Origin of the sequence: Salsuginibacillus halophilus, from assembly GCF_003014715.1 — a bacterium.
GTDB classification, from domain to species: domain Bacteria; phylum Bacillota; class Bacilli; order Bacillales; family Marinococcaceae; genus Salsuginibacillus; species Salsuginibacillus halophilus.
Genome location: NZ_PYAV01000020.1, coordinates 1 through 22,751, shown reverse-complemented (window position 1 = coordinate 22,751; position 22,751 = coordinate 1). Strand labels below are relative to the sequence as shown.

The 22,751-nt window shown below is 39.8% G+C and carries 22 protein-coding genes; 12 read left to right on the top strand and 10 right to left on the bottom strand.

Features of this window, described 5'->3' with window-relative positions; genetic code table 11:
* Nucleotides 1–215 precede the first annotated feature (215 nt).
* Nucleotides 216–695, top strand: a complete 480-nt coding sequence (locus tag B0H94_RS14460) for a hypothetical protein (protein ID WP_106589977.1) — start codon at nucleotides 216–218, stop codon at nucleotides 693–695.
* 21 nt (nucleotides 696–716) lie between these two features.
* Here the strand turns inward: B0H94_RS14460 and B0H94_RS14455 are convergent, their stop codons facing one another.
* The 4 genes from B0H94_RS14455 to B0H94_RS14440 form a co-directional block, all read right to left on the bottom strand.
* Nucleotides 717–962, bottom strand: coding sequence for a hypothetical protein (locus B0H94_RS14455; protein ID WP_106589976.1), 246 nt, complete (start codon nucleotides 960–962; stop codon nucleotides 717–719).
* Between the two features lie 83 nt (nucleotides 963–1,045).
* The gene (locus B0H94_RS14450) at nucleotides 1,046–2,173 is read right to left on the bottom strand and encodes an MrcB family domain-containing protein (protein WP_106589975.1); all 1,128 of its coding nucleotides are present in this window, start codon (nucleotides 2,171–2,173) and stop codon (nucleotides 1,046–1,048) included.
* Between the two features lie 54 nt (nucleotides 2,174–2,227).
* On the bottom strand, nucleotides 2,228–3,292 hold the full coding sequence (locus tag B0H94_RS14445) for a hypothetical protein (protein WP_106589974.1): 1,065 nt from the start codon (nucleotides 3,290–3,292) through the stop codon (nucleotides 2,228–2,230).
* The gene (locus tag B0H94_RS14440) at nucleotides 3,285–3,518 is read right to left on the bottom strand and encodes a helix-turn-helix domain-containing protein (RefSeq protein WP_106589973.1); all 234 of its coding nucleotides are present in this window, start codon (nucleotides 3,516–3,518) and stop codon (nucleotides 3,285–3,287) included. Before B0H94_RS14440 ends, B0H94_RS14445 begins: the two co-directional genes overlap by 8 nt.
* A gap of 131 nt (nucleotides 3,519–3,649) precedes the next feature.
* Between B0H94_RS14440 and B0H94_RS14435 the strand changes: the two genes are divergently transcribed.
* Both B0H94_RS14435 and B0H94_RS14430 read left to right on the top strand, forming a co-directional pair.
* The gene (locus tag B0H94_RS14435) at nucleotides 3,650–4,696 is read left to right on the top strand and encodes a DNA cytosine methyltransferase (RefSeq protein ID WP_106589972.1); all 1,047 of its coding nucleotides are present in this window, start codon (nucleotides 3,650–3,652) and stop codon (nucleotides 4,694–4,696) included.
* A gap of 346 nt (nucleotides 4,697–5,042) precedes the next feature.
* On the top strand, nucleotides 5,043–5,633 hold the full coding sequence (locus B0H94_RS14430; protein WP_106589971.1) for a tyrosine-type recombinase/integrase: 591 nt from the start codon (nucleotides 5,043–5,045) through the stop codon (nucleotides 5,631–5,633).
* 136 nt (nucleotides 5,634–5,769) lie between these two features.
* On the opposite strand, the gene B0H94_RS14425 is transcribed toward B0H94_RS14430, so the two are convergent.
* Nucleotides 5,770–6,102, bottom strand: a complete 333-nt coding sequence (locus B0H94_RS14425; RefSeq protein ID WP_106589970.1) for a very short patch repair endonuclease — start codon at nucleotides 6,100–6,102, stop codon at nucleotides 5,770–5,772.
* A gap of 129 nt (nucleotides 6,103–6,231) precedes the next feature.
* On the bottom strand, nucleotides 6,232–7,137 hold the full coding sequence (locus B0H94_RS14420; protein ID WP_106589969.1) for a helix-turn-helix domain-containing protein: 906 nt from the start codon (nucleotides 7,135–7,137) through the stop codon (nucleotides 6,232–6,234).
* A 170-nt stretch (nucleotides 7,138–7,307) separates the two neighbouring features.
* Between B0H94_RS14420 and B0H94_RS15315 the strand changes: the two genes are divergently transcribed.
* From B0H94_RS15315 to B0H94_RS14400, 5 genes are all read left to right on the top strand, one after another.
* A complete protein-coding gene (locus B0H94_RS15315; protein ID WP_181315432.1) occupies nucleotides 7,308–7,472 on the top strand; it encodes a hypothetical protein in 165 nt (54 codons plus the stop codon).
* Nucleotides 7,473–8,150: 678 nt separating this feature from the next.
* Nucleotides 8,151–8,489: a hypothetical protein gene (locus B0H94_RS14415; RefSeq protein ID WP_106589968.1), complete on the top strand. Its 339-nt coding sequence runs from the start codon at nucleotides 8,151–8,153 to the stop codon at nucleotides 8,487–8,489.
* Between the two features lie 82 nt (nucleotides 8,490–8,571).
* Nucleotides 8,572–9,234 carry a DUF5819 family protein gene (locus B0H94_RS14410; RefSeq protein WP_106589967.1) on the top strand — a complete coding sequence of 221 codons (663 nt, stop codon included), beginning with the start codon at nucleotides 8,572–8,574 and terminating at the stop codon, nucleotides 9,232–9,234.
* An 18-nt stretch (nucleotides 9,235–9,252) separates the two neighbouring features.
* A complete protein-coding gene (locus tag B0H94_RS14405; RefSeq protein WP_106589966.1) occupies nucleotides 9,253–10,644 on the top strand; it encodes a DCC1-like thiol-disulfide oxidoreductase family protein in 1,392 nt (463 codons plus the stop codon).
* Nucleotides 10,641–11,918: a transglutaminase-like domain-containing protein gene (locus B0H94_RS14400; protein WP_106589965.1), complete on the top strand. Its 1,278-nt coding sequence runs from the start codon at nucleotides 10,641–10,643 to the stop codon at nucleotides 11,916–11,918. Before B0H94_RS14405 ends, B0H94_RS14400 begins: the two co-directional genes overlap by 4 nt.
* Nucleotides 11,919–12,675: 757 nt before the next feature.
* Here B0H94_RS14400 and B0H94_RS14395 read toward each other — a convergent pair.
* The gene (locus B0H94_RS14395; protein ID WP_106589964.1) at nucleotides 12,676–14,304 is read right to left on the bottom strand and encodes a helix-turn-helix domain-containing protein; all 1,629 of its coding nucleotides are present in this window, start codon (nucleotides 14,302–14,304) and stop codon (nucleotides 12,676–12,678) included.
* Between the two features lie 875 nt (nucleotides 14,305–15,179).
* Between B0H94_RS14395 and B0H94_RS14390 the strand changes: the two genes are divergently transcribed.
* From B0H94_RS14390 to fosM, 3 genes are all read left to right on the top strand, one after another.
* Nucleotides 15,180–16,625 carry a hypothetical protein gene (locus tag B0H94_RS14390; RefSeq protein ID WP_106589963.1) on the top strand — a complete coding sequence of 482 codons (1,446 nt, stop codon included), beginning with the start codon at nucleotides 15,180–15,182 and terminating at the stop codon, nucleotides 16,623–16,625.
* 572 nt (nucleotides 16,626–17,197) lie between these two features.
* A complete protein-coding gene (locus tag B0H94_RS15540) occupies nucleotides 17,198–17,377 on the top strand; it encodes a transposase (protein ID WP_106589962.1) in 180 nt (59 codons plus the stop codon).
* A 242-nt stretch (nucleotides 17,378–17,619) separates the two neighbouring features.
* Nucleotides 17,620–18,042 carry a FosM family fosfomycin resistance protein gene (fosM, locus tag B0H94_RS14380; protein ID WP_106589961.1) on the top strand — a complete coding sequence of 141 codons (423 nt, stop codon included), beginning with the start codon at nucleotides 17,620–17,622 and terminating at the stop codon, nucleotides 18,040–18,042.
* A 191-nt stretch (nucleotides 18,043–18,233) separates the two neighbouring features.
* Here the strand turns inward: fosM and B0H94_RS14375 are convergent, their stop codons facing one another.
* The 3 genes from B0H94_RS14375 to B0H94_RS14365 all read right to left on the bottom strand — a co-directional run bounded on the left by B0H94_RS14375 (nucleotide 18,234) and on the right by B0H94_RS14365 (nucleotide 20,460).
* Nucleotides 18,234–18,533: a hypothetical protein gene (locus tag B0H94_RS14375; protein ID WP_106589960.1), complete on the bottom strand. Its 300-nt coding sequence runs from the start codon at nucleotides 18,531–18,533 to the stop codon at nucleotides 18,234–18,236.
* A complete protein-coding gene (locus tag B0H94_RS14370; protein WP_106589959.1) occupies nucleotides 18,514–19,314 on the bottom strand; it encodes a ParA family protein in 801 nt (266 codons plus the stop codon). The genes B0H94_RS14375 and B0H94_RS14370 overlap by 20 nt, the downstream gene beginning before the upstream one ends.
* Before the next feature lie 189 nt (nucleotides 19,315–19,503).
* Entirely contained in the window at nucleotides 19,504–20,460 is a 957-nt protein-coding gene (locus B0H94_RS14365) for a hypothetical protein (protein ID WP_106589958.1), read from the bottom strand.
* A 259-nt stretch (nucleotides 20,461–20,719) separates the two neighbouring features.
* On the opposite strand from B0H94_RS14365, the gene B0H94_RS14360 reads away from it, so the two are divergent.
* The gene (locus tag B0H94_RS14360; protein WP_106589957.1) at nucleotides 20,720–22,204 is read left to right on the top strand and encodes a hypothetical protein; all 1,485 of its coding nucleotides are present in this window, start codon (nucleotides 20,720–20,722) and stop codon (nucleotides 22,202–22,204) included.
* Nucleotides 22,205–22,751: the final 547 nt, after the last annotated feature.

Genomic DNA, 22,751 nt, shown 5'->3' with positions numbered 1-22,751 from the left:
TTAAAAAGAGGTGCATACGGCGGTACTTGATACATTTGAAGAGGTACAGCATGACAAATTACCTGAAGGAAAGTATTGGTTTTTCTCTTTTGCAGATATTGATCTTATTGAAGCAAACGGCCGTCTACGTATGAAAATGACTGTTTGTCCAGAAGCCGAGATTTCCACCTATCAATAGCTTTTAATCTATATTATTGTCGTGAGGAGGTTGTAAAATGGACGAAGAGAACCAAAATTATTATTTAAATGAAAACGATATACCTGATTTAGAAGGTGAATCGATGGATAAGATTTATGAAAGATACAAAGAAACAATAGACGCTTATTATCCAATTTACCGCCGTCAAACAGCATTGGAAATAGCACAAAGAACTGCGTATTTAAACGGAGAGCACAAAAGAAATACCGGTGAGTTTGGTGAAAACACCTGGTGGATTTTTTACGATCCTGAGGCTCAATATAAAGAAAGTAACAACGAATTAAATTTATTTGATTTTGTAGCCAGTGTGTCGGATGCTGTATGCGAAGTTGCAAAAAAGGAGATCTTGTTAAAAGTAGAAAACAAACAAACTCCACCTGGACGCTACTGGTTTATCAGACTATCCGATGTGCACAATATTGATTCAAATGGAAAAGTTGTCCCTAAAGAAAATGATGTTTCATTTGAATTTCATGATATTCATAAAAGGAACTAATTATAAAAAAGAGCCGCATATTTAAGAATCGCTGCGGCTCTCTTCTTCTTTTAGATAAACACTTTCTCTGCTCAAGCTATCGAGTGTGTCTGAAAAATGTTGGTTATAGGCATCAATAATTTCTTGGGGTACCTCTTCATTCAAAATGTTTTGTACCATTTCTTCGCTTTTTCCATTCTCTACTGCCATTTTAATATCATTAAACTGCTTCTTTCCTTCGCGTTTCACCCAGTCTCGTGTGAAACTTAACGTATCAATCGTTGGCATAAAATCCCCCCTCAACTAGTCTAAAATTGCTCCAGACCGGAGGAACAAATTTTTAAAATTGTTCATAGTTCATGCGGATTAATTTAATCGTTCATAGAATGTTTACCTACATAATTTAACGGGGTTATGTTTATTTTACCAACTGGATCTATTATTTCTTTTATGTTTATTTCGTCCTTATCTGTTGATCCAATATTACTCACTAGACATAAGACATATGAATCACGTAAAACTCCAGCAACATCTAACTCGTTTTTTGAAATATAATAAGTGAATTGATAGACCCAAAATTTACTTCCCTTTACTTCTATATACTTCGCTGCCCCACTTGGAAAAAACGAGCTAATGTCATACCCTAAGCCATCTTTTTGCTGAGAAACCCACTCTACTTTTTTTGCTAAACCTGGTTCACCGAACGATTCTAGCAATTGTTTTTCTCTATTGACAATAAGCTCCTCTGCTTTATCTCCTGTAACCTTATCACGTTTTTCTTTTTCCTTACGTAAGCTTGCATATTTCTTTGGATCAATTCCTGTATTAGTCTGGAAATTTAATGTTTCTGTTGTATTTATAGCTTGTAAACTGTAGCTTTCATTCATATATTGTTCATAAACATACTCATAAAACAAATCGTTCAACAAACAGATATCATTTATCAATTCCTCGAAATCAAGGCTTTCAACTTTGTAAGCCTTATGGAGACAACTGCTAGCAGCGAATTTTTTAGCCCTTGGTAAACTTCCTAAAAAAATATCTTCTGTATAAAACTCACTATAACTTGAGAACTTATCAATGTGAGATTTAAAGTGTTGTCTTCGTAATTCAGTTTGTTGCTTTATTTTAGATAAAGAAAGGTTTTCGGTACCCGATGCAATTGATAAATACAAGTATTCTAATGAAGCATCAAATAGTAGCACAACATACATACCTTCAGTAGGCGAAGTAGTGATTCGCTTATCGAGCAGAGCTATCCAATAGCATTCTCCAACCTTTCCATCCCCGGTAGAACCTTTAACATCAATGCTATCGATATTATACAGGTTTTGTTTTTTTAGTTCTTCTTGTAATATAAATGGTATATTTTTGACTACAGCATAATATAGAGGGTGGTCACTTTTTACAACTGCATAACCTAGATCCTCTCGAGGTTTTCTATAATCATCATTGTGGGAAACAAGTTCTCTTATAGCGCTATCAAATTCTTTTTTCATGTGCAACCCACCATTATTTTATTAGTATGTTCACTTAACTAGCTTTCTCAATAATTATTTACTAAGACCTGCGCAATAAACATCCGAAACTTTAAAGCCTTCCGGTAAAGATTCGTCACCATATTTATTAATAACTTTTTTCCATTCATCTTCGATATTACTTCTTTGTAATGAATCGAAATCCAGTAAATCATTAGGCCAGTAATTTTTAAGTACTTCCAAGTCAATCGCTTGTAAGCATTCACGCACCTGATCAGCGCTATCATATAAATTTTTTAGCACACGTGATACTCTTATGTCTCTATTTGAAATTGTTATGTACTTTCTTCCACCTGCAGTAAAAGTATCTCTTAGGGACGAATTGATTACTTGGTGCTCAACCAAGAAGTATAAAGCGCACTGTGAAAATTTGTCCTTCTTACCAGATCCCTCAGCCGTGAAAATTTCGGGACATACAACAAATCCTTCAGCTCTCAAGATATCTTGATATTGTTGATCCAGAGTATTGTACTCAGTTATTATAGGATTCATCGCCTCCTCATCATCAACATCATCAACCCACCATAGCTTTTCACCTTTAGAAAGAGTTTTAACCATATAGTCCTTCACTTTTTTTATTTTTTCCTCATCATTAAACTTGGTGAAGTCACTGTAATCCACATCGACTTTACTGAAAATTGTATCATTTTCGGGGATATCCATATCAATATAAAATCTAGGTGAATGAGTTACTTTAACAGTAGATAAACAATTGCTATACTCATCCCATTTAACCAAGATCTGATTGTTATTCTTCTTTCCAAAGAAGAGAAAAATATCTTCGGATACATTTTTTGACTTAGTTCCTTGAAAAATACTATTCCCTGTAACCTTCCATTTATTGCTCTTTGTAAATTTAACTTCAATACCGAATTTTTCATCTATTATAATATCAGGAAATTCTTGTTTCCCTGTATGTTCTATACTTTCTATTCCATAGGGTTTTGATATAGATGATAGGATTTCGACAACAAACTTTTCGAATCCTTCACCTGATTGATATTGAGATAGGTCTTCTTTCTCTTCAATTTTGCTTTTTGTCTCATTTAAAATAATTTCAATTGTTTTTCGGTCAACCATACTTATCCTCCTTAACATACTCTATTAAATCTTCAATACACACATCATCTTCTGAAATTTCATTTAACGCTTTTAATATAGAACTTAAAGTATTCATTTCGATTCTTTTAGTCTTGTTATGACACATGTCATTAATTGTATTCGGTCTAATACCTGATTGCTTAGATAACCGGCTTTCTGTACAATCCAGCTGTTTCAATAGATCGTCTAACTTAAAAATTATCATTATTCACATCACATACCTTGACATATAACTACAGGAGTTATAAAATATAATTAAGGGTTACTATACAAAATGCAACTATAGACATTATATAACATTTAAGATTCACTTTGAAATTGATAGGAGAAATTTATATGAACATTGTATCGCTATTTAGCGGGTGTGGAGGATTAGATCTAGGTTTTCAAGGCGGATTCCATGTTTTTGGTAAGGACTATCCTAGCAATGACTTCAATATCATTTGGGCTAACGATATATATCCTCAAGCATGTGAAACATATAGAAAAAATATAGGTGACCATATTTTGAATGAAGATATCGAATCGCTTCTGGACAAATCTCCTGAAAGTTTACCAAACCCTGAGGATACCGACATCGTAATCGGTGGGTTTCCTTGCCAAGATTTTAGTGTAGCAGGAAAAAGGCAGGGGATTACTGTTCAAAGAGGTAAGCTCTATCTACAAATGAAGAAAACTATTGAACGTTTGGCTCCGAAAGTATTTGTAGCCGAAAATGTAGAAGGATTAGTAAACATGAATGAAGGTATTGTACTAAATACAATTAAACAAGATTTAAGTAGTATAGATCATGAAAGTGAAACCATTAACTATCGGGTATCTCACCACCTACTTCATGCTGCAGACTACGGTGTTCCCCAAATTAGGAAACGTGTTTTCATAGTTGGAATCAGAGAAGATATAATGGGAGAATACAACCCTCCTAGCCCTACCCACGTAGAAGAATGGATGACTGCTATAGAGGCTATTGATGATATTTGGCAACGGGAAGACGATGAGACAATATTTAATCATAACCAATTGTCCCGTGCGAAATTTTACCCTGGAAGAAGGTTACAAGGCAATATGCAAATCAGCGCTTATGCTCCTTCTGTCACTATTAGAGCTGAACACCATGGTAATATAGAAGCTCATTATAGAACTTATACCCCTGAAACCCCAGAAGACATGAGCGGGTGGAGAAGGTTAACCGTAAGAGAATGCGCTAGGTTACAATCTTTTCCTGATAACTTTGAGTTCATGGGATCTGCTACTCATACGTACAAGCAAGTCGGAAATGCAGTTCCACCAGTGCTTGCCTGGCACGTAGCTAGTTCAATTCGTGAGCTATTAGATAATCACGAAAGACATCAAGCTACTGACAGAGATGTACTCACCTTATAATCAAAGTGAAAATCTGTAACAATGAAGAAATAGGACTTGATCGTTACCCTATAAACGATCAAGTCCTATTTTATTTATAATCAAGGAAAACCTCGTTAGTGAAGTTCATTTTATTAATTAAAATGTATTTTATTAGATAATAGCGTACTTTTTAAATACTGTTTTTACAGGGTTTTTAATTATTATCAAGATTAAATGTACGGTTTTATGATATAATATTCAAAAGAATACTTTTATTAGTGTTTATTTAAGAGCTTATATCTTTTTCAATTAGCTGCTTATTTCAGCTGTTTTATCTTGAGGTTAAACGAGTTTCTTCCATTAAATATGTGCAGAGGTGAAAGCTATGGTCAAGAAGCAGCACCTGATTAATGTTCAACCGCTTCGAAGCGAGGATGAGATTAAAGAAATGGTGATTGCGATCCGCCGGGGGGCTAAAGGGACACCAAAGAAGCGCTGGCTTTCGGAGCGTGATGTGATGTTATTTTTGTTCGGTATCAATACCGGCCTGCGTGTTTCAGATATCGTAGGAATCCGTGTAGCTGATGTAAGGGATAAATCAAGCTTCACCATTCAGGAAGGCAAAACGGCTAAGAAACGGACAGTGACAATTGAAAGCATCCGTCGTGAAATTGATAACTATATCGACGGTAAACCTGATCACGCTTACCTGTTTCCCTCCCAAAAAGGAAGCAGCCATGTTTCGAGCACCCAGGTCTACCGCCTGTTGAAGTCAGCTGGGGACTGGATCGGGCGGCAGGACATCGGCACCCACACAATGCGAAAAACGTTCGGTTATCACTTTTATAAGCAGACGAAGGATGTAGCGATGCTACAGAGTATTTTTAACCACTCTGCTCCCAGTATTACGAAAAGGTATATCGGAATCACTGATGAGGAGATCGAGGAATCGCTGAAAGGATTCAGACTCGGATAATGGTTGATTATGGATGTTGCTGTGAAGCATTGAGAAGAAATGAATTCACTTATTCATGTATGTTCATCCATTCACTTCTTCTTATCTTCATAAAAACGTTTAAACGTTTCTTTATTTATAAAAATATTGTTATAGATCATACAATGCTAACCAAATGCCTCCCTCGCTGTTCATTGACTTCACGGTCACGCTCTTGATTTCGCGCCAGTTTCGCTTCCCAGAACTCCCGGTTTGTCTTCGGAATATTACTGTGCAGCGGACAGACATGCCAGAAACAGGAGTCAATAAAAACAGCTGCTTTATACTTTTTTACCGCGATATCGGGCTTTCCTTTTAAGTTCTTTACATTACGCCGGCACCGCCATCCGCGACGCCATAACTCCGAACATACCGCATCTTCCAGCTTTGATACCGACGTTATGGCCTTCATGTTTTTTGTACGCTGCTCGGGGGTTAAATTGTCGGTCATAACATATCCTCCAATAATCTACACTTTGGGATTAGAATACCCGGTTGTATTTATTTAAAAAACCAATACAGTAATTGAAATTTTTATGGGATGAAACATTATTTAAAGACTTTTTTATTTCGTTTGCTTCTACTTTGTTTCATCTAAATCATAAGAACTTATAATTTCATATGGATACGCTGTCATGTGGGGGTTGTTTGTTATCTCAAAGACTTGTGCAGACCTCACCAAACAATTATAAGCGGTATTTTTTTGTGAAAGAAATAAGGCAACATATCCCTTTTGGTAGTACAACTCCCCTAGCAACTTGAAAGTTTCGTTTTTTAGTGCCAATGTAATCCCTTTTTCACAAGTTTTCAATGCCTCTTCATATTCACCTTTATCTGTTAACACTTGGGATTTGGTGAATAGAACACGTATTTTTATTGAATTTAATGGTTGAATCAAGCGCTTGTCTATAAAATCCAATGCTTGATCCAGAGTAATTAATGCGTTGTCGTAATCTTTTAGTACATAATAGAAGACTCCAAGACTGTGAACAATGTTGATCTCTTGCACGGTATATAATGATTCATGATTTGACGGTATAACTTTATAAAGTGCTTCATGTAATTGAGCGAAGGCCTGTTTATAATCTTGATGATAATGAAAAGATGCTATGCCTTCATGCCATAACATAAACTGCTGATCGTCCGGATTCTGAAAGAGAGGGTTGGCTTTCTCACTTTGTATTAATTTATCGAGTTCTTTGTAGTCTCTATTTTGAATCAACCTTTCTACTTCCTCTTTAAAAACAAGCATATAATCACTTCGCGGGTTCTTAACTAATGAATAAAAATAATCAATCCCCATACCAAGTTTATGTACAAGCTCAAAACAAATAAGTGCACTCGGAAGCATTTCTCCATTTTCAATCCTACTAATCTGTGCTTGGGTACAGACACCTAAAGCTAATTCTTTCTGTGTCATTCCTTTCTGCTTCCTTAAATATCTTAGTGTGGAACCTAGAATATCTTCAAAATTTTGCGTCATCATTGTCGAACCCCCTTTTCCATATTATGATAAAAAGTATACTATAAAATGATATATAAGCAAAAAGAATATATCCCAAGCTATTTATACGTCATCTATTATTATAGCGAAAACAGAAATTGCTTTATAAACTTATAATAGAAACATACATAATTCTAAAGGAGGAACTAACATTGAAAAAATTTAAATATGCAGTGCTTGCCGCTTGTTTAGTTGCAGGAGTTGGTCTTTTCTCAGAATCGCAAACCATCGAAGCATCAGTAGATCTAGAACAAAAAATTAAGTCTGATACTGTCCTCGAAATTATTCCTTCAAACATACCACCACGTCACTACTAACAGCAGTATTTATGATCTTTGGGAATGTAAGTTTAATCAATTTTAAAACCTGCACTTAGATAAATGAAATTCAACAAATAACGAGGCCATGTGGATTCTCATTTCCACATGGCCATTTTCTTTAAGTTCATCACAACACAAACGAGCACCGCCTAAGACCTACACCCCGTTCTCCTCCAACCCACCAGGATTCATCCAGCGCTGATCATGCTTCTCTTTTATATCTTAAAATTTTCTTTCAATCAATTCACTTCGCATCTTAAAAACCGACTTATTGTAACCTATGTGGCGCAGATGCCCAATTTCATCCTGATGATCCTGCTGAAATGTTTTTCTGTTATTTAGCCCTCTAGGGTATATTGGTTGAGCTGCTTCAATAATTGTGATTAATATCAAAGTTCTTAATTAAATAGCTTTATTACAGTCATCCCCCGCTCCAATCACCATTTATAACAAAACGTATATTATTTTTACAATTATCTGCAAATCTTCCTTTACATATTATTTAAATGTCGCTAAAAGACTATTATCGAAAATTCATAGTGTTAAGGCTTATGCTATATTGCATTCATAGCCATTTAACAGGGGTTGAAAGATATATAACCCTACTTCTTAGCGGGTACTAGAAGAAAGATCAAATGGCTGTTGTGAAATATATTTGTACAGGAGGTGAATTAAATGAAAAAGTTTCTTCTATGTCTAGCTGTTACAGGCATTATTGGCGGTACAATTGGCTCTTCAGTTGCTGCCGATTCCTCAGATTCAGAGGATTTTAGTGCGAAATCTCTTTCTGTAGATGCACAAACACTTGAAGAGGAGACCGTAGAACCTGAAGCTGTTCCAGCTCTTGGCGTAGCAGCAGTAAAGGGAGCTAAATGGGTTGGAGGTGGTGCAGCAGCTGGTGCAGCAGCGGCAGCTGGTGCAGATGCTTACAACTCTACATTAGGAACTACTTTCGGTGGCGAGAATGTAGCCGCTGCTAGTGAAGCAGATTTAGACTTTGTTTTTGACAACTAATACATTATTTACTTTATCTCTATGCTAAAGTGGCATGAAGTGTTGCATGCCACTTTAGCCATTTTGAAAAGGGGATCACTATATGGTTAAAAAATTAGTATTCAGGGTAACAAGCTTTTTTTGTATTACTGTATTTGTGGGACATTTCTTGTTTACCTTGCTTGATGTCATCCCTTTCAACCCTGTTTCAGCCAAACATAACACCCAAGTATACCAATACATGGAACCTGTTTTTAACCAAACATGGGAATTATTCGCACCTGACCCCGTAGCTGATAACCGAATTATTTATATGCAAATAAAAAAAGCCAACGGTGAAAAAAGCGACTGGTATGATATTACATCTCCTATGATAGAACAAAATCATTCGAACTTAATCTCACCACATAACCGACTTGTGCGCATTCCAACTTCTAGTGTCATATCACTCTTTCAAGAAGACGCTACTAGTTCCTTGATTAAAGATAACCTAACAGATGATGAGGAAGATCATTTGATTTTAGAAGAAAATCTTGAAAATCACTTGGATTTACATCAAGAAAGGGCAAAACATAAAATGTACCGATATGCATTTTCAGAGGCAGGAAGATTGCATGAAGAAAACAACATAGCAGAAGTCCAACTTCGGTTAGAAATCACGGAAGTAGTTCCTTTCTCAGAACGAAATAATGAGGATTATGAATCTGAGAGTCATTATATTGAACTACCATGGAAAGCTTATACACAAGTGGCATCCCCTTATTAATATTGGAGAGTGAAACGAATGAATGTTTTTCGTTGGGATAACAAACACTTAATAGAAGGACTGTATCAGCCAAAGTTCTTGATTGGTGCCAGCCTGCTACGAATTGCCCTAGGGGTTATTACACTATACATATACCTCATTCATTATCAGCAAAGGTATGCACTTTGGCATGATAGCGGTTATTTAAGTCATGCAGAATACTTAGAAACCACTATTACGCTACCCTTTTCTTTATACGCATATCATACGTCACTCATATATTTTGATATAATTTTTCATCTTGGAATTATAGTAGCTATTCTTTTCACACTTGGTTATCGCACCAGGCTGACTAGTATCTTTCAGTTTGTTTTTATTTGGTCTTTATTTGAACGGAATGGTGTTATTTTAGATGGCGGAGATAATATTCTGCGGATAGTATTATTTTATTTTATCTTTATAGCATCTTCACACTACTTTTCGATTCATTCTTCTGTTACTAGAAAAGATATGCTGAGCTCCTTCCCAGAGGTCAAAAAAATTAGAAATTTGGTACACAACCTAGCCGTCTTCGCATGCGCTTTTCAATTAATTATTTTGTACTTTATGTCTGGTGTTTATCAGGTAATGGGGGAAATGTGGCAAAATGGAACCGCTCTATACTATATTCTGCAAGTAGAACAATTTTCAATGCCTTATGCTCAAGATCTACTCTCTTCAAATTTATATTTGATGGTGTTCGCTACGTATTTTTCTATAGTCATCAAGCTAGGCTTTCCATTTATGCTTTGGAATCGATATACTAAGTATATTGCTATAATATGTATGTTTTCTTTTCACATAGGGATTATGTTTGGAATGGGATTAGTAACGTTCTCATTAATAATGATAGCACTAGAATGCATCTTGATTTCTGATAAAGAATACCGCGCATTACGTCATAAAATAAGCCTTATACCAAGGTTGATGTTGTCTTGGATGAGATACCGTACTCGCTCTCTTCGTAGACGAACTTTCGTAACTAGAAAACGTATGATTATTTTTTATGATAGCTGGTGTCCGTTATGTCAGCAAGTTGCAAGACGGATCCGAGCTCTCGATACTCTCGGGCTCATTCAATTGAAAACGTTCCGAGATCCTGTTGTTGTAAATGCTTATAAGCTCGATCCGCAAGCTGCAAATACACGAATGATTGGTATTATTGAAGAAAAGAAACAACAAACTGAAGGTTTTTCCACCTTCTTTGCGATGTTTAAACGTATTCCTCTTATGTGGTGGAGTTTACCTATTTTATGGATTGCTTTAAAAACAGGCTTGGGCTCAACTTTGTACGATTACGTTGCCTCATCCAGAAAAATTATTCCAGTTGGGCATTGTGAAGAGAACTGCTCAATTTGGGAGCAACCAGGAAAGGAGAAAAAAAACGTGTGAAACAGACTTTAGAACGTTCGTTTACTAAGCGCTGCCGCTGGATTTGGTCATTTACAAATCGGCAGTCAGATACAGTTCGGTACTGGCTGCCACAACCGATCGAGACGAGTACGCAGGGTAACATTACCTGCCACGGGGTGTCTTCCTTGCTACAATCGAGATCGAGCTTCCCTCACGATTTGTTATGGGCCGATGTCGACCCGGGTGACACAATTACAATCAATTATGAAATCGATCTGTACCGGCTCAGTTGGAAAGGTAAATCACCCTCAAAAGAAAAGGAGACGGTAAACATCCTCTCCCCACTCTCGGAAAAAGAACGAGATTTTTACCTACGCTCTACGGTGATGTCTCCAGTGAATGAAGACATGCGGCAAAAAGCGAAGAAATTAACAGCAGGTGCCAAAACGGAGTGGGAAAAGATCCAGAAGATTTATACTCATATCGTGAGTCACATGAATTATCAATATCCCCCTAAACAGCGTGGAGCTTCTTTCATGTCAGAAACAAGGCGAGGAGACTGCGGAGAGTTTTCACTGTTATTCACTTCATATTGTCGTTCACTTGGTATCCCTGCTCGTACTTTATTTGGAGCTTGGGCTAATGAAGCAGGTCCACATGCTTGGAATGAAGTATATTATGAACCATTTGGATGGCTTCCGGTCGATACGAGTATTGCAAATAATGTAAAGAAGCTTCACAATCGACTGTTCCTTCCTTTTCAAATGGGGGTGAATGGTTCACCAAATCGGCATATTGGAGAAAGTGAAGGAAACCGAATTGCCTTCAGCGTAGATGCAAATTTGGAACTGACTCCCTCATTTGAGGAAGTGAAGCCGCCAGAAGACTATCCCGACTTCCCCTTTGGCGTTGAAAATTTCTATTATGGATTTCAGACACATGATGGAACAGCTCCTTACCTACAACCGGGGTACATACAATTTAATCAAGAACCGGAGAAAATGAAACTGCCTGATATTCTAGGCAACAGCAACATACAGGAAAATGGGATAATCGGGAAACTTAGACTTCTTAAACAGAGCAGTTTTATTTTATTTCTACTCGTTCTTTTTACTGAAATAGCCGCACGCTTCATTCCCTTAATGACTTTTCCGCCGTATGTCTTATCAGCTGCCGGATCTTTTTTTCTCTGCCTGTATGTATTTGCTTCTCTCTTGCGCCGAGAAGGGAACCGCATCTTACTCTCCATCTTAATACTAGTCGTCACTTTCTTTTTCATTGACCAACTCGTACTATTAACAGGTGAAACATGATGTTAGCTTAAGCATAAGTGCTACTTTCTTAGATTTGAGAAGGGTGGCACTTTTTCGTTAAAGGAAATCTACCCTGCTCTTTACCACTCCACAGTACCGGTTAACAGGAAACTAGCTAACGCTGGGCTAATGAAATTTACCAAAGGTGTATGTTTACTGTTTTATTTCTTTCTAACGATATTCCTTTATTCAAATAACGAAATCACTTTGTTTTTATATTTTCTACCTTATAGACCGCCGTCCCTCCGCCGCAGCCGGCTCATGCGTACCGCATTCGCTCCGGGCTTTGTCGGGCCGGCTGGTGATGTGCCACCTGCTGGGGAATGCTTAAGCATAGGTCCCTTTGCTTTCCTCCTTGCCGGTCGGTTCCGTAGCGGCTGATCCGCGTGTGCGTTTCGGCTCCTGCGGAAAGCGGGCTCAACAACACGCCCGCCTTTCCGGCAGACGAGCCTAGCACACGCAGCCACCCAACCGGCAAGGATCGCGCTTAGGGATGGAAGTGCAACAAAATGTGTAAGCCATTGTCACAAAAGTTATAAAGTGCAACAAGCTTAACAAACCTGAAACTACTATGTTGACGGGATTTCTCATCAACAAAAGCATATAATTTAACGGCGGGCTAAAGGTTTTGTTGCAACAAGCTCGCTCGCTGTGTTTCTTTAAGTAATATTGAACATACCATTATTACTTGTTTCGTTTAAAAGAACGTTTCTTCGTTCGTTTATTGATATAAAAAAGGATGGATTCAACCATCCTTTCATTCTTCCATATACTCCTTCAGCCACGCTTCGATTTTCTCTCGGCTGTTCCGGTAGGGTTGTTTGCTCCGTCCCTGCTCGAACCTGGAAAGCGTCGTGTGAGCCACGCCAATCTCGCGTGCCGTCTGTTTCAGCGACTTACCGAGATTCTTCCGTGTTATCCGCAGGTTGTCCGGGGTAACGATCGTTTCCTCTTCTGCTTCTTTTTCTAGGCCGAGATTGAGCTGTTCTCCGGTGTGCTTCGGGTTCAAATCCAGCTGCTGGCCAAGCTTCTGCATTTCTTTATCACCGTGCAGCATAGGAGAATTCAGCGCTTGTTTGACATCCACCGGCGGTTCTATGATGATCTTTAGTTTCATCCAGTAGTTTTCGAGCCAGCCCGGATTCTGCTGACCGATCCTGGATTCATCGATTTCTTCATACCGCCATCCTGCAATTACATTATCAGCGAGCAGTTTATCCAGCACTTTCTCGAATCGCTCTTTAATACGCTGAGGCTTTGTGTTTCCTGTTTCAAAGCCGATTACCGAGAGCAGCCCGCGCTTGCCACCGATCGTGAAGGGGCGCTCGTAATTCTTCCGGCCGCTGCTGGAACGGATACGCCACTGCCATGACAGATAACGCGTAAGCCGCTTCTGATACTTTTCTGTGTTTGGGTTGTACTGCAGGGCTTTCATCGACAAGACACCGGTTGTCTTTTCCGAGCCCCGCAAGTAGCCTGCCAGCAGATCAGACGGTCGTATATCGCATTCATATATGCCGACCATTTCATCTGTCTTCCGCTCCCGTGCAACGGTTACGTTATCAATTTGGAACAGACGCTTAAGTTTCGCTTTCTTATAGTTCGACGCTTCATCATCATCAACAAGCTCTACATCTTCATCTTCTTCCGCATGTATCCAAATGGACGTTAAAGCAGTCAAACGCTCCATCACAGCATCACGGTGCTTCTTTTGGTAATACTGCCGTCCGGATGCTGATGTAGCTTTCTCAAGCCCACGCATTTCCAACACATCTTCATGGCTGAAATGGATCATATCGGCAGGGTGCTCAGCCTGCTTCATCCAGAGCAGTGAAATCACATCAAAAGCGTCTGCTGTTAAATCATCCATGGACGTGATTGCGGAGGTAACAAGCTGCTCCCACTGTGCTGCTTCAGCATTGTTCAGCATCACACCGCTGCCTTTTTCGGTCCGGATCTCGGCAACGTGCCGCTGGTTGCCCACATCAATCTCCACCGGTTCGAGCTTTTCGCCATTTTTAAATTTATTCATGCTGATCGATTCCCGCATCTGTTGGTACGAACTGAATGAACCAGATTCCATTATCTCCGAGTGCTGCAGCTCTTCAATTATTTCCTTCTTCGTCTGAGTTATTGCATCATCATCCACGTATGGCTTCAACAGATGTTCCAGCTGATCCTTATACAATAATGCATCTTCTGCAGGGGCTTGTTTTTCATGCTCAACCGTTGTAATCAGCGTATAGAGCGCCATAAGAGATCTAGAGCTTTCTCTTGCTTCAGCTGCAGTCGATACTTCGGAAAAGATACGTGACCACTGCTCATGGATGGCTTCATTTTCTTGAAACAACTGTTTTGCCACACTTTCAAACTCCGCAAGGTTCACGCCTTTTCCACCTTTCTCTATAGGTCTAGCTCACGTTTATATATTGCATTTATTATCTCATATATGGCCACATACGGCGAGTATATAGGCGAGGTTTATTACTGCCCTGCACACCACGCAGTGCTTTCACCGACTGGCTTTGCCGGTGCACTGTTTATTACCGCCCTGCACACGCCTTATCCCCTGACATCATAGTATCCTACATTTATTACTGCTCCGCACACGCCTTAGCCCCTGCCATCATAGTATTCTTCATTTATTACTCCCCTGCACACCACGCAGTTCTTTCACCGACTGGCTTTGCCGGTGCACTGTTTATTACCACCCTGCACACGCCTTACACCTGATATAATAGTGTTCTTCATTTATTACCGCCCTGCACACGTCTTGATCCCTATTATCAGAGGGCTGTTCTTTTATTACTCCTCTGCACACCACCCAGTGCTGCCGCTGACTACCTTCTTCGGTGCATTGTTTATTACTGCCCTGTACACGATCGCTGTATCCCTTACATATCAAGGGTTACAACGTTTATTACTGCCCTGCACACGATTTTCGTTACTGCCCTGCACACGATTCAGCTCATAAAATCTCCGTAACATCTGTTTCGATAGGGGTTGCAGAACATTCGACATCAACTGACAATGATGAATTTCATCCGGAAACGCACTGTTTTTTCATAATATATGGTAAAATACCCCCGTTTTTTTATTACTGCCCTGCACACGAAAAAATTTTAAGGAATTTTCCAGCCTATATATGCCAAGGGATTCAGCAGATTGCACCGGTGCATTTCACCCTTTAAGAGCGCCATTTTTGAAATGCACCGGATGATATAATAAGTGCAACGACTTTTTCGAAGGAGGTGACGTGGTATGATTCTGCACAATGAGCAGGGGATGAACGGACAGGCGACAACAGCGGTGGCAGTTAGCTTTCCATTCTGGCAGGAGCTGATGGCCGTTGCACCGGAGTGCGGGATGGATCGTTCGCTGTACCACGTCACCCGCACAGATATTGACCTCATGCTGCTTTTACATAAAGTGTGCAATACAAACGGTGTGATCCGCGAAACGAAATTCCACCGGATCGCTGAAGCTGCCGGGAGATGGTTTGAAAAACCGGCGAGCCGGAGCCAGCTTTATATGTCGCTTGATAAGTTTATCGCACGCGGGCTTGTGCACCGCTATGAAAACGACATCACCGGCGAAACGACGTATCAGCTGAATCACTTTGCAAAAGACGATGGTACACCGCACCGCTACGTGGCACTTTCTCCCGTCGTTTTTGCTGAAAAGTTTAGTCAGCTGACGCTTGCAGCGCGAAAACTGTTTCTCTTAACCGCCATGCAGCAGGGAAATAACAGCTTTATCTTCCGCAACATCCGCGGAGACAGAGGCTTAATGCACCTTTTAAATAAGAACCAGGCGAATCAGGTTCAGGCTTGTCTAAATGAATTAACTGAAGCCAGCTTTCTCCGGGTAAGTAAACTTGAGTACCGCAAAGGCGCCGCACATAAAGCTTACCTTGCAGTACCACAGGACATGCTCATCAATGCAGACGGCGAGCGCCTCCGTGAGCCGCTGGACCCACCAGAGCGTTATCCGCGCAAAGCGGCTTTTATCCGCCGGGTGCTTCAGCAGCTCGGGATCGGAGAGCTCGAACAGGATATGAATCTGCTCATTAATACGCTGAAGTCCTCCGGCCACCGCCTGATCCGGCAGATCCTACGCCGGGTGCTTCAGCACGCTCAGTACCACGGCTTTTATCCGAAACATCTGGCACACTTCTTGAAAAAAGAAGCCCGGCAAGTACGGGAAAACCGAATCATTGATCTTGCCTATGAGGCAGGCATCGGTCATTACATCGTAAATCCGGGTGAAGATGATCCGGAACAGCGGCTGTTTACGTTTGCCAACCACTTCAGCTGGTACAACGACCGTGAGTTAAAAGCAATGTTCCGCGCAGCTTCCGACAGCGTTACACGTACGTACCTGCCGACGGATCGCTACAGTATTGAAGCATATACGGCCGTTAACGATTACAACGAGAGCGTATTCGTCCGTTCAGCCCGTAATATGGCCTGGGCGGTGCAGCTGAACCCGGAAGTCTATAGGTATCATGAACAACAGCTTCTTAATGCTGTTGACAGCGACGCCCGCTTCTATCAAAGCGAAGGGGATTTCTGCGACTTTATTTACGAGCTTGCAGACGGTACAGTGAAAGCACAACCGCAGCTCCCGCTTGAGCAGTTTATCGAGTTCGAGTGTGACGAGACCCTTAAGTTTCAGCCGGTGAAGCAGCCGGCTCCTGCCATATAAAATCAAGCCCTCCCGCTGAAATGAATCTGCGGCCGGGGGCTGTTTGTCGTGGAGCAAACTAGAACCTTTTCGTATATCGTTCTATTTCTTCTCATACGCACACCCTCGACCACTCTCTTTAACTGCAAGATTATACAACAATTCACCCGCCAATGATGATTTGAGCAATCTCATCAGCTCCCAGCAAACACCGGCTAAAGGTACCGAAGCTATTTACAGCTGTTCCACTCGGGATAACCAGCACAAGACTCATAAAAAATCGGACATATTATGTTGAATACTGTTGATTAAGTGTATAAGTACGTGGATAAGAGCGATCTATAAGGTTACATCTTCTTGCATCAAAATCCGTCCGGAGATTTATGTTCAATAACTTATATTTTCCGGAATTTTATGAGTTAAGGCAGCTTTATAAACACCTATTCTCCGGAATTTTACGGGGCGAAGTGGAACAATGACTGTTTGAACAAGGGGTGTGCGAAACACATAAAAGGTTTTGAACCAAATTAATTATAAAAGTATTAGTTCTTATAATAGCTTTGAAAGGATGATATGATCGCAATAATTTAAAAATGGAAGTCATTCCAAATATCAAAAGCAAGACTTTGATTGATTTTGCAGAACGTCAAATCAACTGCGGCTCAACTATTATCAGCGATGGTTGTCGTTCATATAGAAAGTTGGATGGCAGGGGTTATAAACTCCAATTCCTAGTATATAATCCCAAGAAAAATCCTGACCACCTCAGATGACTTCATACAGTGTTATCAAATACTAATACACTTGTAGGCGGTACTTTTCATGGGCTGACTTCGAGACACCTTCAACCTTACCTGGATGAATTAAGCTAAAAAAGTTACACTAAAGAGCAGGTTGATATGTTAAAACCAGGAAAGAGATTGTGAAAGGATGTACTTAAACTAACGGGGAGAATACCATAAGAGGATTTCTGTCATGGTCGAGTATAAAGTACTATTTTTATTGGGGTGATACTATGTCGATAAAAGGGGTTAATCATTTTCTATTTTCAGTTTCTGATTTAGAAACTTCTATTAAATTTTATAAAGATGTATTTGATGCTGATTTGTTAGTAAAAGGTAGAAACACTGCATACTTTGATTTAAATGGAATGTGGCTTGCACTTAATGTTGAGGCAGATATACCTCGTAATGAAATACACCAATCCTATACACACATTGCATTCTCAATTGAAGAAGACAACTTTGATGAAATGTATGAGAAGCTAAGAAGATTAAATGTGAACATTTTATCAGGTCGTCCAAGAGATGAAAGAGACAGAAAGTCCATTTATTTTACAGACCCAGATGGTCACAAATTTGAACTTCATACAGGTACACTACAAGATAGATTGGATTACTACAAACAAGAGAAAAAACATATGGAGTTTTTCGATTAAGAAGATTTCTTATTAAACAAACGGGTGTGTTAGTTGAACAAGAAACAATAAAAAACAAAAGCGAAGAAACTTTCCGCTTTTATTTAAATACTTCATTTTCTAAGCTAAGGGGATACTAATTTAATTTAATATTAAATAACTTAAGATAAAAAACAACTGCAGCTCCTATGCCAGCTGCAGCTAAAATTTATTTACTCATTCTCCTCAAGGTACGCTTCAACAGCTTCTTCGATAATCTCATAGATATTACGTTCTTCTTGAAGCGCCTGCATCTTCATTCGTTTGTGCAGGTCAGTTCTTAAGTCAAAGGAAACACGCTTTCTTTCAATCTTGGTTGTTTGATTCGTTGTCATCTTCTTTCCTTCCTTTCTAGAAACGTTTTCTTCTTCAACAGTCTCTTCAGGATCAATCGGCTGGTTTAATGCTTCAGACGGAGAAACGTTACTCTGGTTACGCTTACGGTTTTTAATATCATCCACTTTGTTGGACACGCTGCATCAGCTCCTCATAAAAGCTTTCGTATTGTTCAAGTGCATTCTTCAACTCAGGATTTTCTTCAAAGCCGTACAAGGCAAGCCGGCCGGTCGGGGCACGGCGGGTAATGATCGTAGGAAAGACAAGATCAGGGTAGTCTTCCGCAATCATTTCATTAAATGCTTTGGCATCATTACGGCGGACATCATTCATCGTGCGCAGTATGCCGGCAATCTTTAAGTCGTGTGGTGTCACCCGGTCTGCTGCTTCTACTGAATCAAGGAAGTTCGGGATGGCTGAATAACACCAGTTCGAGCACTCATACATCACAACGACATAATCACTTGCACAGAGTGCATTTGTCGTCTGCTCACTCAATGACGGCGGTGTGTCCATCACGATATAGTCGTATGTTTCATCCACCTGTTTGAGCACTTCATTTAACAGCAGGCTCGGATTGCCGCGGTACGGAATCTTTTCATCCGTATAAGATACCCCCGTGTATAACCAGCGAGGGAAAGTGGCCAAAAAGTTGTTGGCAGCGAGCAGATCAATGTTTCCGCTGAGATTAACGATGTAGGATTCAGGATCCTTATACTGCATCGCTTCAAGTACAGAGTGCTCCACAAACTCGTTTGACGGCTGCTGGGAAAGAAGCTCGGTTAAGTTCCCCTGTGAGTCGAGATCCACTGCCAGCACTTTATAGCCGTCACGTGCCAAAAGGTGAGCGAGGACGCCGGCTGTTGTGCTCTTACCGCAGCCTCCCTTTTGAATCCCCATTACGATACGCTTCGACATAACAACCCTTCTTTCTACAAAACAAGGTTTCTTCTTAACAACGTACGAAGAAATAAACAGAAACAGATTTCATAATCAATATCTTCGCCGTTTATCCGGTAGTTCCTCCCTCATTATATCAAACAGCAGCAGTGAAACCAATGTTTGAAGAAACGAAGAAAGGTTGTTTTCTATATTTTTTATAAAGAATTAGCTTTGTTTTTTACGGTAATTCGCCTGTTTGCAGGCATTTGAGCAGAATCGCTGACGTTTGTTTGCCGGCTGAAACACTGTACGACACGCCTCATAGTGGCAGTATTCGATAGGAGTCCCACGCTTCATCATTTCCCATAAGTCGATATAAATGGCTGAAAGTAGGGTGGATGTCCTCAGATCCTCTTTGTACTTATCATTGCGGGCTCTCATTTTCTGCTCTGCAGCAGGATGAATTATACCGCTCATTTTTAAATCGAGCGATATATATGATGAGACAATATACGAAGCCAAACTGATCCCGATCGGGTTTTTAAACTCATCCCTTAAGGTTCGAAGCTCTTTATCATAGTAAAAAAATTTACCATCGAACCATGTAAGGTGAGTTTCGGTGCCTCCACTATATTCAACCGTTGTGATCCTGTAGTTACCGCTTTTATAGATATCACGTTCTTCAAGTTGATCCAAGTGAAACTTATACAGCTTAAGCATTCGTTGAAACTCTTTCATTTCTTTTTTCCAAAAAGATACCGGTTCAAAAAGGCTGAGGCATGACTCAAGCTTGAAAGATTCTTGCTGTCGCACACCGAGCAGACCGTATGTTTGTGCGAACGCTTCAATGTCTGATTCTGTGTGCAGGTTGGCAAACGCTAAAGCTGTAACGCCCAATTTATGACCGTACATCTGTCCTCTTAATACATCATTTTCAACTAAAGCTTCTTCACTATCGAGGACAACTGCAGGTAACAGCTCGTTTTTCGCAAAGTGAGTGGCAAAGTTAGGTACAGCAGTCTCTTTAAAATAGACAGTGTTTTCAATCTCGCTGAAGGTGTAGTGGGCCGGGAGCTCTTCATGCGTACGTACAAGCCTCCCAGGACGGATTTTGTAATCGCTGCTGCTGGCAGAGAGGTTCTGCTTTTCCCTGTACAATTCGGGGATCGAACTGAACGTCATACAACCACCGCTTTCTTTCCAAGATGGCAAACATTGTTTGTTACGTTTTATTCAAATAAATATATAAAAACGTAACGGTTAGATTAAGTGTATCATAATTGAAAGGAATTACAACGAAATCCTGGAAAGCCTAGTTACTTTATGTTTTAAAATTGTTACGATGAAGAAAATAACAAGTGCAAAAGTCTTATAACATATTTTTGGGACAGGGATCTTTACTAAAAAATTTCATACATAAAGCTAGAGAGGGGCTACTGTAATGAACAAGTGGTTTATGGCGAATGCTCTGTGCGGTACTGTACTTGCTTCAGGTTTGATTTATGCTGGTGGCGGTGCTGTTAACGAAGCTGCAGCTGAATCAGATATTAAAAGTGAGCAGTCGGTGAATCCGCATAGCTATGAAGATTTCTCGGAAGGCGAGTATTGGTCTGATGATATTGTGTGGGCCATGGAGAATGATTTGATCAGCGGTTATGACCTGCACCCACAGACACAGCAGCAGGGAGATTGGTTGTATCCGGAGGGGGATTTATCCGAGGGTGAAATGTTAACCATTATGATGCGTAATCTTGACCGTGATGAATTAAGCGGTTATACATCTTCTGTGAATCATTGGTCGGGTAATGCTTATGGTATGGCTTATGACAATGGTATTTCACGGCATGAGTTTAAAAACCCGGAACAGACAGTGACGAGAGGTGATTTAGCGAGGGCAATGGTGTCTATGTACAAAGACAGACCTGCATACCTCGAGGAAGCGGTAGACTGGATGTATGAAGATGATATTACCAACGGCATGACTGATAGCAGTGGTGATGCACCTAAGACATACGATTCATTCGGGGTAGACCTTGAATTAGAGCGGGGTCAGATATCTTCCTTCATGAAACGTTATAATGATTTCCTTGAAGAGGATAGGTCAAAGGCTAATAGCGAAGGTATTCACCATTCGGAGTACCAAAGCGATTATGCGTTCAAGTTAAACGACAACCTTGAGGAGAAAGGCGGTCAGGTTGTAGGGGTAACGGTGACGGGTCGCAACGAGATTAACACGGGTATTCCGCAGGATGAGCCGATTGAGACGAGGCACGGTACGCATACGTATGGTTCTGCCACCCAAGCGGAGTACGATCAGGTTATGGATATCGTAGAGGATTTCATTTATAACTTAGAGGATCACCGTGGTGTATCTATGTATGATGATGAAAGAAATCTAGGTGGAATATACAGTGACCATTTTGACAAAAGACTAGAAACAGGTAAGGATCATGTTGAGTTAAGTGATAAATCAGACAGGGACAATCAAATAGGGAATCAATCAGCTGATAGTTTATTTTCTAGTTTCGATGAGTTTGGTTTTGATCTAAATAACTATGATGATTACAAGAAAGCTGAAACAATATTCTATTTAAGAAATATGTTAAGTAGTATACCCGGCGGTGACGCAGAAAGTGTATCCATGCAGGACGGTTATTACTCCGCGTATCATCAAGTGGTAGAGGGTAAAACAGACTGCCAGACCAGTTCCTACGTTAAGATGGCATTGTTTGATTCGTTCGGATTTAACACGGCGATGCTTGCAACGGCGACACACGCTATGCCATTTGTCGAGATCAACGGAGAGTGGTACAACATGCATAACCTGTTAGGAGGTTCAGAGAGATTAGAGTCAGTATCAAGTGACCGCAACCTAGAAAATAACACTAGGGGATTGGATGTTCTTGTACAGCCGACTTACAGATAAAACCAATTAAGGGGTATCGCATTCCAAACGGGGTGCGATATTTTTTATGGTCAGGATATTCTTTGTTACGTTTTTTTAATGATTTTATTAAATGAACGTTCTTTGAAATCTTGTTTTCTTCGTTTAAACAAAACAAATAATGAAAAAATGTTCTATGGTTAGAATGAATATATATATTAATATTCACTCGTATATTTAAGTTTATAAAACTTTATTTATAAAAAGAAACAAATATTTATAATCTTATACCTTTGTTACGGTTAACGAAATATCTCGATTATCAAAGTAACAAGTGGTTTTGAAAGTAGGTGAAATTAGCGGTTATACAAGGCTTGTGATGGAAGTACAGCAATACTACGCTGTATTGATTCCTGCGAGCGCCTATATACTATTAAACAAATTAAAAAAACAACGTTTATTCAATTCTTCTTTCCTTCATACAAAGAAATAAACAAATAAACTTGTGCTCGAATATATAATTGTTTATTTAAATTATTTTTCGATGCTTCTAACGTTTATTTGAACAATGATTTATAACTTTATTTTT